Raw genomic sequence first — 12,512 nt, 5'->3', positions numbered from 1 at the left:
AACAATAACAATCCTGGAGAGACACACCATGAGTGTGATCATTGCCTTGGCAGCCCTGGCGCTGCTGATGCTCGCTGCCTACCGTGGCTACAGCGTCATCCTCTTTGCCCCCATCGCCGCCCTCGGCGCGGTGCTGCTCACCGACCCGTCCGCCGTGGCGCCCGCCTTCACCGGCGTGTTCATGGAGAAGATGGTCGGCTTCATCAAGTTGTATTTCCCGGTGTTCCTGCTGGGCGCGGTGTTCGGCAAGCTGATCGAGCTGTCGGGCTTTTCCCGCTCCATCGTCGCGGCCGCCATCCGCCTGCTGGGCACCCGCCAGGCCATGCTGGTGATCGTACTGGTCTGCGCGCTGCTGACCTACGGCGGGGTCTCGCTGTTCGTGGTGGTGTTCGCGGTCTACCCCTTTGCCGCCGAGATGTTCCGCCAGAGCAACATCCCCAAGCGCCTGATCCCGGCGACCATCGCCCTGGGGGCGTTTTCCTTCACCATGGACGCCCTGCCCGGCACCCCGCAGATCCAGAACATCATCCCCAGCACCTTCTTCAATACCACCGCCTGGGCCGCGCCCTGGCTGGGGGTGATCGGCACCATCTTTGTGTTCTGCGCCGGCATGCTGTTCCTCCAGCGCCAGCGCAACAAGGCGCAGAAGGCCGGTGAAGGCTACGGCACCGAGCTGCGCAACGAGCCGGAAACCGCCGAAGACCTGGAGCTGCCCAACCCCTGGCTGGCGCTGTCGCCGTTGCTGCTGGTGGGCATCATGAACCTGCTGTTCACCCACTGGATTCCCCAGTGGTACGGCAAGACCCACAGCCTCAGCCTGCCGGGCATGGCGGCGCCGGTAACCAGCGAAATCGCCAAGCTGACCGCCATCTGGGCGGTGCAGGCGGCGTTGCTGGTAGGCATCCTGATGGTGCTGGTGTGCGGTTTCTCGGCGATTCGCAGCAAGCTCGCCGAGGGCAGCAAGAGCGCGGTCAGCGGCGCCCTGCTGGCGGCCATGAACACCGCCTCGGAATACGGCTTCGGTGCGGTGATCGCTTCCCTGCCGGGCTTCCTGGTGCTGGCCGACTGGCTCAAAAGCATCCCCAACCCGCTGGTCAACGAAGCCATTACCGTGACCCTGCTGGCGGGCATCACAGGTTCGGCCTCGGGCGGCATGAGCATCGCCCTGGCGGCCATGTCCGAAAGCTTCATCAGCGCCGCCCACGCTGCCAACATTCCCCTGGAAGTGCTGCACCGGGTGGCCGCCATGGCCAGCGGCGGCATGGACACCCTGCCCCACAACGGCGCGGTGATCACCCTGCTGGCGGTCACCGGGCTGACCCATCGCGAGGCCTACAAGGACATTTTCTGCATTACCCTGATCAAGACCCTGGCGGTCTTCGTCGTCATCGCCACTTTCTACGCCACCGGCATTGTGTGAGGTATTCATGACCACTCTTTCTGGCAAGACCGCCCTGGTCACCGGCTCCACCAGCGGCATCGGCCTGGGCATCGCCCTGGTGCTGGCCAAGGCCGGGGCCAAACTGATTCTCAACGGTTTTGGCGATGCCTCGAAGGCGATCGCCGAGGTCGCACAATTCGGCGGCCAGGTCGGCCATCACCCGGCGGATGTCAGCGACCCTGCGCAGATCGCCGAAATGTTCGCCTACGCCGAACGGGAGTTCGGCGGCGTCGACATCCTGGTCAACAACGCCGGCATCCAGCATGTGGCGGCGGTGGAGGAGTTCCCCGTGGAGCGCTGGGATTCGATCATCGCCATCAACCTGTCGTCGGTGTTCCACAGCACCCGCCTGGGGCTGCCGGGGATGCGCGCCAAGGGCTGGGGGCGGATCGTCAACATCGCCTCGGTGCACGGCCAGGTGGGCTCGGTGGGCAAGGCCGCCTATGTGGCGGCCAAGCACGGGGTGATCGGCCTGACCAAGGTGGTAGGCCTGGAAACCGCCACCAGCAACGTCACCTGCAACGCCATCTGCCCGGGCTGGGTGCTGACCCCGCTGGTGCAGAAGCAGATCGATGATCGCGTCGCGGCCGGCACCGACCCGCAACAGGCCCAGCATGATCTGCTGGCGGAAAAGCAGCCGTCCCTGGCGTTCGTCACCCCGTCGCAACTGGGGGAACTGGTGCTATTTTTGTGCAGCGAAGCCGGCGCCCAGGTGCGTGGTGCGGCGTGGAACATCGATGGCGGGTGGCTGGCGCAATGACGCGCGTCTCTGGCTGACGTCTTCGCCGGCAAGCCGGCTCCTACACGGCTGTGCTGGCCCGCGTAGGAGCTGGCTTGCCAGCGAACAACCCCCCAAAAAAACAACAATAAGAACACGAGGCCTTGCATGTCCGACCTACTCTGGCAACCCAGCGCCGAGCGCATCGGCAAGACGCGGATGGATGTCTTTCGCCGCTTCGTCAATCAGCGCCACGGCCTGAATCTTCACGACTACCCCGCCCTGCACCAGTGGAGCATCGACCAGCGAGAAAGCTTCTGGCAGGCGATCGTCGACTTCTTCGAGGTCAGCTTCCACCAGCCTGCTGAATGCGTGCTGCGCGAAGGGCCGCAGATGCCCAGCGCGCAGTGGTTTCCCGGCGCCACCCTGAACTTCGCCGAGCACCTGCTCAAGCGTCGGGATGACAGCGTCGCGGTGGTGGCGATCAACGAAAACGGCCAGCGCGAACAATTGACCCACGCCGAACTGGCGGCCCAGGTGGCCGGCCTGCAACGCAGCCTGAGGGCGGCCGGGGTCGGTCTCGGCGATCGGGTCGCGGCATGCATGCCCAACACCTGGCAGACCCTGGTGGGCATGCTCGCCAGCACCAGCCTCGGGGCCGTGTGGTCCAGCTGCTCGCCGGATTTCGGCACCCAGGGGGTGGTCGACCGCTTCGGCCAGATCGAGCCCAAGGTGCTGATCACCTGCGCCGGCTACCGCTACGCCGGCAAGGACATCGACCAGACGGCCAAGGTCAACCAGATCCTCGAGCGCCTGCCGTCCCTGGAGCAGTTGCTGATCGTGCCCTACGCCCGCTCGCAGGCCCGGGCCGAGGACTACCGCACCCCCGCCAGCGTCAGCCTGTGGGACGACTTCTACCGCCCCGGCGGCGAGCCCGAATTCACCCCGGTGCCCTTCGCCCATCCGCTGTACATCCTCTATTCCAGCGGCACCACCGGAGTGCCCAAGTGCATCGTCCACGGCACCGGCGGGGTGCTGCTGCAACACCTCAAGGAACACGGCCTGCACGCCGACCTGGGCCCCGGCGAGCGCCTGTTCTACTACACCACCTGCGGCTGGATGATGTGGAACTGGCTGGTCTCGGCCCTGGCCACCGGGGCCAGCCTGGTGCTCTACGATGGCTCGCCGTTCCATCCCGGCAACGAGCACCTGATGGACCTGATCGACCGCGAAGCCATCAGCGTCTTCGGCACCAGCCCCAAGTACCTGGCAGCTCTGGAAAAGGCCGGCAGCCGGCCGCGCCAGAGCCACCTCCTGGAGAGCCTGAAGACCCTGCTGTGCACCGGCTCGCCGCTGTCGCCGCAGAGCTACGACTACGTGTACCGCGAGATCAAGAGCGAGCTGTGCCTGGCCTCGATGTCCGGCGGCACCGATATCGTCGCCTGCTTCGTCGCCGGCAATCCGATACAACCGGTGCGCCGCGGCGAGATGCAAGGCAAGGGCCTGGGCATGGCCATCGAAGTGTGGAACGACCAGGGCCAGCCGGTGATCGGCGAGAAAGGCGAGCTGGTGTGCACCCGGCACTTCCCCAGCATTCCCGTGGGCCTGTGGCACGACCCGGACCAGAGCAAGCTCAAGGCCTCGTACTTCAGCCTGTTTCCCGGCGTTTGGGCCCAGGGCGACTACGCCGAACAACTGGCCGAGGGTGGCTGGCTGATCCATGGGCGTTCGGACGCCGTGCTCAACCCCGGCGGGGTGCGTATCGGCACCGCGGAAATCTACCGCCAGGTGGAAAAGCTGGAGCAGGTCCTGGAAAGCCTGGCCATCGGCCAGAGCTGGGAGCAGGACGTGCGGGTGGTGCTGTTCGTGCGCCTGCAAGACGGCGTGGAGCTCGATGAAGCCTTGCAGGAACACATTCGCCAGGTGATTCGCAGCAACACCACGCCGCGCCATGTGCCGGCGAAAATCCTCGCGGTCACGGACATTCCCCGCACCATCAGCGGCAAGATCGTCGAACTGGCAGTGCGCAACGTGGTGCACGGCCTGCCGGTGAAGAACACCGACGCCCTGGCCAACCCCGAGGCCCTGGAGCAGTTTCGCGACCGCGAGGAACTGCGCAGCTGACCCCGCCCCTTGCAGGAGCCGGCTTGCCGGCGAAGGCGTCGCCCAGGTCGGCGCGCTCGGCAATGGCCACTTCGCTGGCAAGCCGGCTCCTACGGGCTACCGCATCCCCAACGCATCACTCTGATAACCGTTCAGCCCCTCTAGACTGGTCATCCGCCGCAAAAGCGGGTGAAAATGTGCGCGCCGAAAACGCCTACAATCCATCCGTTTGAATATGCACCGCATGTCCATGCGACTTTTCGAGTGCGCGAGCCTGTGGCGTCGCCGCGTAATACCGCACCACCCAGGACACCTTCGACATGAATGGCCCCCACTCCGGCAGCGAAGCCGCCAACCTGATTGCCCGCCTGGACTGGTCGGCCACTCCCCTCGGAGAATCCGGCCACTGGCCCCAGAGCCTGCGCACCGCCGTGGACATCGTGATCCATTCGCCGATGCCGATGCTGCTGCTGTGGGGCGCCGAGCTGACGCAGATCTACAACGACGGCTTCGCCCTGCTGGCGGGCAACAAGCACCCCAGTGCCTTCGGCCACCCGGCGCACCTGACCTGGCCGGAACTGATGGACTTCACCGACCCGATCTACCGCGCTGTGCTCAACGGCCAGGTGCGCACCTTCAGCGAACAGCGCTTCAGCCTGCAACGCACCAACGGCAGCGAATACGACCTGTGGCTGGACCTGACCTACAGCCCGATCCGCAACGAACGCGGCGACGTCGCCGGAATCCTGGTCACCGCCATCGAGACCAACGAGCGCCGGCGCATCGCCCTGGAACTGCAGCAGCGCTCCGACGATAGCCTGCGCGCCCAGCACGAGACCGAAGAGCGCCTGCAACTGGCCCTGGCGGCCACCGACGCGGTGGGCACCTGGGATTGGGACATCGGCGAAGACCGCTTCATCGCCGACGCGCATTTCGCCCAGTTGCACAGCGTCGATCCGCAGCAGTCCCGGCAACTGCCCATCAGCGAATACCTCAAGGGCGTGCACCCGGAGGACCGCGGCATGGTGGCCCGGGGCATCAAGCATTGCATCACCCACGGCACCGAATACGCCGAGGAGTACCGCCTGCAACTGGCCGACGGCCAACTGCGCTGGGTGTTCGCCCGAGGCCGCTGCTACAAGGACCACCATGGCCGGCCGACGCGTTTTCTCGGCGCGGCCCTGGACCTCACCGAACGCAAGCAGATGGAACAGGCGCTGCGCCAGAGCCAGACCGAGCTGCAACTGATCATCAATGCCATGCCCGTGCTGATCGGCTATGTCGACCACGAGGAACGCTTTCGCCTGAACAACAGCGCCTACCTGGACTGGTACGGCCTGACCCCGCAAGAGCTGTACGGCAAGAGCATCCGCGAAGTGGTCGGCGACGAGATCTACGCCACTCGCGCCGAGAACATCAAGGCCGCACTGGCCGGCAAGCCGTGCAGCTTCGAGGCCAACTCGCCGCACCGCGACGGCCGGCCGCGCCATGCCCTGATGAAGTACCTGCCGCGTTACGGCGCCGACGGCGCGATCAATGGTTTCTACATCTTTGTCATCGACGAAACCGAGCGCCGGCAGACCGAAGAAGCCCTGCGCAATCTCAACGAAACCCTGGAGGAACGGGTCAACCAGCGGACCGAGGCCCTGGCCACTGCCAACCAGCGCCTGCAGAACGAAATGTTCGAGCGCGAACGCGCCGAAGACGCCCTGCGCCATGCGCAGAAGATGGAAGCCGTGGGCCAGCTCACCGGCGGCATCGCCCACGACTTCAACAACATGCTCACCGGCATCATCGGCAGCCTGGACCTGATGCAGCGCTATATCGACAACGGCCGCGGCGCCGAGATCGGCCGCTTCACCGAAGCGGCCATGTCCTCGGCCAAACGCGCGGCGTCCCTGACCCACCGCCTGCTGGCGTTCTCCCGGCGCCAGTCCCTGGACCGCCAGCCCCTAGACCCCAACCAGCTGGTGCGCTCGCTGCAAGAGCTGTTCAACCACACCAAGGGCGAGCACATCGAGCTGCAGATGCAATTGGCGGACGGCGTGTGGCCGGTGAACACCGACGCCAGCCAGCTGGAAAATGCCCTGCTCAACCTGGTGATCAACGCCCGCGACGCCATGCCCGACGGCGGCAGGCTGCTGATCGAAACCGCCAACAGCTACCTCGACGGCAGCGACATCAGCACCCTGGAACCGGTCAAGGCCGGAGACTACGTGATGCTCGGCGTCAGCGACAACGGCGCCGGCATGAGCCCGCGGATCCTGGCCAAGGCCTTCGACCCGTTCTTCACCACCAAGCCCATCGGCCAGGGCACGGGCCTGGGACTGTCGATGATCTACGGCTTCGCCCAGCAGTCCGGCGGCCACGTGACCATCAGCAGCGAACCGGACCAGGGCACCTGCGTGCGCCTGTACCTGCCAAGGCTGTTCGCCGCACCACTGGACAGCGCCGAACCCGCCACCCTCAACCAGGCGCCCCAGGCCATCGCCGGGGAAACCGTGGTGGTGGTGGAAGACGACCCGGCAGTGCGCATGCTGGTGCTCAATGTCCTCGCCGAACTGGGCTACCGCGCCTTCGAGGCCGAAGATGCGCGCAGCGCCCTGCCCTTGCTGGAATCGCCGATGCGCGTCGACCTGCTGGTGACCGATGTCGGCCTGCCGGGCATGAACGGCCGGCAACTGGCGGAGATCGCCCGCCAGCAGCGGCCCGGGCTCAAGGTGCTGTTCATGACCGGCTACGCGGAAAAGGCGGCCGAGCGCCAGGGCTTCCTGGAGCCGGGCATGGACCTGATGGCCAAGCCGTTTTCCATTGAGGAAATGGCCCAGAAGATTCGTCAGATGATCGGCCGCGCGTCCTGAATTCAGGCATAATCCGCGGCCGCCGATTTCCCGCTACAAGGTCACCCGCCCATGAAAGCCCAAGCCCGCCACATCCTGGTGAAAACCGCCGAAGAGGCTGAACAGCTCAAGCAGCGCATCGCCAAGGGTGAAGCCTTCGACGTACTGGCGAAGAAATACTCCACCTGCCCATCCGGCAAGCGCGGCGGCGACCTGGGGGAAGTGCGCCCGGGGCAGATGGTCGGTGCCATCGACCAGGTCATTTTCAAGAAGCCCCTGCGCACCGTGCATGGCCCGATCAAGAGCAAGTTCGGCTATCACCTGGTGCAAGTCTTCTTCCGCGACTGACCCCGGGCCCTGCAGGAGCTGGCTTGCCAGCGAAGGCGCCCGCAAGGTCAACGCACGGTTCAATGGCGGGGTATCAGGGCGCCGGGATGCTGGATGACCTGGCTCGCCAGGCGGTGCCCGGCCTCTGCCGCTTGCACCGGGCTGCCGCCCAGCAGGCGCCGGGCCAGATAGGCTGCGCTGAACGAATCCCCGGCCGCCGTGGTGTCCACTACCTGCTCCACCCGCTGGGCCGGCACCTCGAAAGCACCGCCCGCCACGCGAATCAGGCAGGGCTCGGCGCCCCGCTTGAGCACCACTTCCGGAATGCCCTGATACGCCGCGAACACCGCTTCGGCATCCGGATAGGCAAACAGCGCTTGCTCATCCTCCAGGGTCAGCAATGCCAGATCCACCTGGGGCAATACTTCGCGGTACGCCGCCCGGGCCTGTTCGACCGACGCCCACAGGCGCGGCCGGTAGTTGTTGTCGAAGACTATCAGCGCCTGGCGCTGGCGCGCCTCGGCCAGGGTCTGCAACAACTTCCCGCGCCCCACCTCCCCCAGCACCGCCAGGGTGATGCCGCTGAAATACAGCACATCGTAATGCTTCAGCGCTTCGAGGATCGGCCCGGCCGCCACCGTGGTGAAGCAGTCGCGCACTGCCGCCTCGTTGCGCCAGTAGAGAAAGCGCCGCTCGCCCCGGGCGTCGGTCTGGATGCAATACAGCCCAGGCAGGCGCCCCGGCAAGCGCTGCACCCGCTCCAGGCCGATGCCCTCCGCCGCCCACCCCTGGCACATGGCATCGCTGAAGCTGTCATCGCCCAGGGCAGTGACGTAATCCACCCGCCCGGCCTCGCCCATTTCCCGCGCGAGGTACACCGCGGCGTTCAGGGTGTCGCCGCCAAAGCTCTGTTGCAGGCTGCCGTCATGATGCTGCTGCAACTCGATCATGCATTCGCCGATGGCCGCGATGCGTTTCTTCCTGTCCATGTTCCTGACCTCCCCTCAAAGCACATTCCACCGGGTAGGAGCTGGCTTGCCAGCGAAGGCGCCCGCAAGGCCTGCGCACCATCCAGAGGCCTCTTCGCCGGCAAGCCGGCTCCTACAGACCCAACATCTCCCCAGCCCCGTAGGAGCTGGCTTGCCAGCGAAGGCGTCCGCACGGCCTGCGCACCATCCAGAGGCCTCTTCGCCGGCAAGCCGGCTCCTGCAGACCCTGCATATCCCCAGCTCCGGCGATCAGAAACAGGTTTCCAGGTTCTCGATCACCTGCAGGCGCTCATCCACCAGCAACCCGGTGCGCCATTTGTCGAAGGTCAGGCAGGGGTGCGAAGTACCGAAGGAAATGATGTCGCCAATGCGCAGCTCCACTCCCGGCGCCACCGTGAGAAACGCATGCTGGTCCATCACCGCAGTGACCTTGCACGCCCCCACGTCATCCCCGGCACTGGCCTGGGCCCCGGCGCGATAACGCCGCAGCGGTACCGGCAGGCCGGCGTCATAGGCCACATCGCGCTTGCCCAGGGCCACCACGGCAAAGCCCGGCTCCGGCAGCGATTGCACATGGGCCCAGACCTCCATGGCCGGGCGCAGGCCCTCCTCCAGGTCGGCGCGGCGATCCAGCACGCAGCACTGCGCCTCTTTATAGATGCCATGGTCATGAGCCACGTAACTGCCCGGACGCAGCACACTGAGGAAGCGGCCCTTGGCGTTGTGGGTCTCGAAGGATTCGGCAATCAGGTCATACCAGGCTGACCCCGAGGCAGTGATAATCGGCCGCTCGATGGCGAACAGCCCGTCGTTGTGCAGGTCCACCGCCAGGCGCACCAGGGAGTCGGCGAACTGGCGGATGCCGCTGATGGCCTGATCGCCATGGATCACCCCTTCATAACCTTCAATACCGCACAGCGCCAGGGCCGGCTGCGCCTGGATCGCCTTGGCCAGGGCCAGCACCTCTTGCTCGGTGCGGCAACCGCAACGCCCACCGACCACGCCGTACTCGATCATCACCTTGAGCGTGACCCCACGCTGGGCGAAAAACGCCCCCAGGTCGGCGACGCTGTCCGGGTGATCGACCATGCAATAGAAATCGAAATCCGGGTCCGCCAGCAGCTCGGCGATCAGCGCCATGTTCGGCGCCCCCACCAACTGGTTGGCCATCAACACCCGGCGCGCGCCATGGGCATAGGCAGCGCGAGTCTGTACCGCAGTGGCCAGGGTGATGCCCCAGGCGCCAGCGTCCAACTGCCGCTGAAACAGCGCGGGCATCATGCTGGTCTTGCCGTGGGGCGCCAGCTCGGCACCGCTGTCACTGACGAACTTCTGCATCCAGCGGATGTTGTGTTCCAGGGCCTCGCGATGCAGCACCAGGGCCGGCAGGCTGACGTCTTGCAACAGGCTCGCGCCCTGGGCAGCGGCGCCCTTTTCCACCAGTGGCAGGTTCAATACGGAAGACATCTTGGCACTCCTTATCAAGGCAGCTGCGCACAGCCGCGAAACAGTCATCAATCGTTGATACGCCGGGCCAGACGGTTGGCGCTGTCGATCAGCACCCGGCGATATTGCTGGTAATTGCGCTGGGCATCGGCCCTGGGCGCGACGATGCAGAGCGTGCAGATGCACACCCCGAGCTCATCGCGCACCGGTGCGGCAAAACAATGGGTAAAGGTGTCGGCCACGCTGTCGAAGGAAAAGAACCCATCCTCGGTGGCCTGGCGGATTTGCTTGAGAAACGTCGCCAAGGGCAGACGCTCACCGTCGGGCAGAACGAAGTCCCGTTCATCGATCAGGTCGACAATCTGCCCATCGCTCAAATGCCCCAATAGCAACCGCCCGGAAGCGGTCCAGGGAATCGGCGCGTTCTCGCCGATATTCGAGGAAATGCGGAAGTGCCGCTCGCCCTCCTTCATCAGCGCCACCGTGTATTTGCGCCCGTTGAGCAGGCACATCTGCGCGGTTTCCTGGGTCTGGCGGACGATTTCCTGCAAGGCCTGGTCGGCCTCGCGGCTCAGGTCGAAATGACGCAAATGGGCCTGGCCGAGAAAGTACAACTGGCGGCCCAGGTACACATGCCCCTCCTGGCCCACCGGTTCCAGTACCCGCCGCTCCAGCAGGGAAGCCACCAACTCATAGACCGTGGACTTGGGGCCGCCAATGCCCTTGGCGATATCGTTGGGCCGCAACGGCTGGCCGATCTCCTTGAGGAAATCGAGAATATCGAACGCCCGATCCAGGCCCTTGGCCCGACGCTTGATGTTGTCTTCGCTCATCTACCTGCGCCCCCTCTATCGACCCGTAGGAGCCGGCTTGCCGGCGAAGAGGCCCTCAAGCCTTGTGCCACCCTCAGGGGCGCCTTCGCTGGCAAGCCAGCTCCTACAGGCCAGCTCCTACAGACCGTGGCCATCAGGCCTTCTTCTTGTAGGCCACGCAATCGATCTCGACCTTGCAATCCACCATCATGCTGGCCTGCACACAGGCCCGGGCCGGCGCGTGTTCGGGCTTGAAGTACTCACCGAACACCTTGTTGAAACTCCAGAAATCCCGCGGGTCTTCCAGCCACACGCCAACCCGCACCACATCCTCCAGGCCATACCCGGCCTCTTCGAGAATGGCCACCAGATTGCGCAGCGTCTGATGCGTCTGCTCGACGATCCCACCGTGAATGATCTCGCCATCCAGCGCCGGCACCTGGCCGGACACATGCAGCCAGCCATCGGCCTCGACCGCGCGAGCGAAAGGACGCGGCTGGCCACCGCCTGCGGTGCTGCCGGTGCCGTAACGGGTGATGCTCATGAGAGGTTCTCCTGGTTGAAGGCTGGCCATCTGGCGGCGACGGCCTGGAAACCCAAAGATATCGAACAAATAATTCCGCTATAACGGAACAAAGAATGAAATAGCGGAAAAGACGCCCGAGTGTGCCATGGAGAACAAAGGAGACAACAGAGGGGGATAGCAAAACTTTTCGGAACCAGGAACGGAAGGATATTAGAAACAGCCGCCAGCCTATGTCAGGCATTTCTGTATTTGCTGAAGGCACACTCAAGTGGCTGGTGACGGTGCTCGCCACCTTCTACATTCCGTTGCGTCGCAGCAGTCCGCACCGCCCGGGACATGCTGGACAGCGTCACCGGCATGACCAGCCGCAACGCCGATCACCTCGACCTTGAGCGCTTCTCCAGCGTGGCGATCCTGTTGTTGCAGGGCAGCTGCGATGTGTTGCATGCAGTTGAGCAACGGGCAATGGATCTGCCCGGGGAGTAATGGTCAGGCTTCGCAAAAACAACACAAAAGTGTTGTACAGAAATATGAATGTTGTACCGTGCAGAAATCCAAGCCATGAGGCGAGGTGATGAAATTCAGCGAATTCAGACGGTGGTTGAAAGCTCAAGGCGTGGTCTTCGAGGCCGGTAAAGGCAGCCACTTCAAAGTCACGGCCCCAAACGGCAACAAGACCACCTTCGCGGATCACGGCAGCAAGGAAATGCCCGAACCCACCCGCAAGGCAATCATCAGGCAATTGGGGCTCTAGGACTCTCATCCATTCTCTGCATGCTGAAACGTCGCCTCCGAGGAGTGACCATGTACGACTACGCCATTCGCTTCGAGCAAGACCGTGCACCGGGAGTGGCGGTCTTCTGCCGCGATCTGCCCGAACTCAATAGCTTTGGCGATGATCCTGAGCACGCCATCAACCAGGCCATCGACGCGCTCGAAACCACGCTGTCCCTTTACGTCGACCAGCGCCGCGCCATTCCCCCAGCCTCTGAGCCGCTACCAGGGGAACAGGTCATTCATTTGCCAATGGTGACCGTGGCCAAGATAGCGCTGTGGAACACGATGATGGAGCGGGACATGCGCAAGGCCGATCTATGCCGACTGCTCGGAATCCACCAGGCCCAGGGAGATCGCCTGGTGGACTTTCTACACAGCTCCAAAATGGAACAGCTGGAAAATGCCCTCGCAGCCCTAGGTAAACGTCTTGCAGTATCAGTGGAGGCGGCATAGCCCAAAACGGATAGCCAGCACGATGGCCGAACGCAGGCATTGATCCGTGGGCAACCCGGCAGGACGCCGGGTTAGCCGCA

Annotated in this window: 12 protein-coding genes; 8 read left to right on the top strand and 4 right to left on the bottom strand. The window is 64.6% G+C overall.

Annotated elements, in window-relative coordinates:
- Nucleotides 1-28 precede the first annotated feature (28 nt).
- The 5 genes from M2395_RS02710 to M2395_RS02690 all read left to right on the top strand — a co-directional run bounded on the left by M2395_RS02710 (nt 29) and on the right by M2395_RS02690 (nt 7,450).
- Entirely contained in the window at nt 29-1,420 is a 1,392-nt protein-coding gene (locus tag M2395_RS02710) for a GntP family permease (RefSeq protein ID WP_015636018.1), read from the top strand.
- A gap of 7 nt (nt 1,421-1,427) precedes the next feature.
- Complete coding sequence (gene hbdH, locus M2395_RS02705; RefSeq protein WP_015636019.1) at nt 1,428-2,201, top strand: 3-hydroxybutyrate dehydrogenase; 774 nt, start codon at nt 1,428-1,430, stop codon at nt 2,199-2,201.
- 126 nt (nt 2,202-2,327) lie between these two features.
- Entirely contained in the window at nt 2,328-4,283 is a 1,956-nt protein-coding gene (locus M2395_RS02700) for an acetoacetate--CoA ligase (protein ID WP_123430568.1), read from the top strand.
- Nucleotides 4,284-4,582: 299 nt separating this feature from the next.
- Entirely contained in the window at nt 4,583-7,123 is a 2,541-nt protein-coding gene (locus tag M2395_RS02695; protein ID WP_011061855.1) for a PAS domain-containing protein, read from the top strand.
- Nucleotides 7,124-7,174: 51 nt separating this feature from the next.
- Nucleotides 7,175-7,450 (top strand): peptidylprolyl isomerase, encoded by a 276-nt coding sequence (locus M2395_RS02690; RefSeq protein WP_011061856.1) that lies wholly within the window; start codon nt 7,175-7,177, stop codon nt 7,448-7,450.
- Nucleotides 7,451-7,509: 59 nt separating this feature from the next.
- On the opposite strand, the gene M2395_RS02685 is transcribed toward M2395_RS02690, so the two are convergent.
- From M2395_RS02685 to M2395_RS02670, 4 genes are all read right to left on the bottom strand, one after another.
- Nucleotides 7,510-8,418, bottom strand: coding sequence for a sugar kinase (locus M2395_RS02685; protein ID WP_103290040.1), 909 nt, complete (start codon nt 8,416-8,418; stop codon nt 7,510-7,512).
- A gap of 249 nt (nt 8,419-8,667) precedes the next feature.
- A complete protein-coding gene (locus tag M2395_RS02680) occupies nt 8,668-9,885 on the bottom strand; it encodes an amino acid deaminase (RefSeq protein WP_019096140.1) in 1,218 nt (405 codons plus the stop codon).
- A gap of 47 nt (nt 9,886-9,932) precedes the next feature.
- Entirely contained in the window at nt 9,933-10,697 is a 765-nt protein-coding gene (locus tag M2395_RS02675) for an IclR family transcriptional regulator (protein WP_053159222.1), read from the bottom strand.
- Nucleotides 10,698-10,830: 133 nt separating this feature from the next.
- A complete protein-coding gene (locus M2395_RS02670; RefSeq protein ID WP_011061860.1) occupies nt 10,831-11,220 on the bottom strand; it encodes a RidA family protein in 390 nt (129 codons plus the stop codon).
- Nucleotides 11,221-11,538: 318 nt separating this feature from the next.
- On the opposite strand from M2395_RS02670, the gene M2395_RS02665 reads away from it, so the two are divergent.
- The 3 genes from M2395_RS02665 (at nt 11,539) to M2395_RS02655 (ending at nt 12,432) form a co-directional block, all read left to right on the top strand.
- A complete protein-coding gene (locus M2395_RS02665) occupies nt 11,539-11,688 on the top strand; it encodes a hypothetical protein (RefSeq protein ID WP_155494419.1) in 150 nt (49 codons plus the stop codon).
- An 88-nt stretch (nt 11,689-11,776) separates the two neighbouring features.
- A complete protein-coding gene (locus M2395_RS02660; protein WP_053159224.1) occupies nt 11,777-11,956 on the top strand; it encodes a type II toxin-antitoxin system HicA family toxin in 180 nt (59 codons plus the stop codon).
- 50 nt (nt 11,957-12,006) lie between these two features.
- Nucleotides 12,007-12,432, top strand: a complete 426-nt coding sequence (locus M2395_RS02655) for a type II toxin-antitoxin system HicB family antitoxin (RefSeq protein WP_053159226.1) — start codon at nt 12,007-12,009, stop codon at nt 12,430-12,432.
- The last annotated feature ends 80 nt before the right edge of the window (nt 12,433-12,512 follow it).

It is taken from the genome of Pseudomonas sp. BIGb0176, assembly GCF_024810175.1.
Taxonomy (GTDB): domain Bacteria; phylum Pseudomonadota; class Gammaproteobacteria; order Pseudomonadales; family Pseudomonadaceae; genus Aquipseudomonas; species Aquipseudomonas protegens.
The sequence above is the reverse complement of the archived record's forward strand: the minus strand, read 5'-3'. Positions and strand labels throughout refer to the sequence as shown.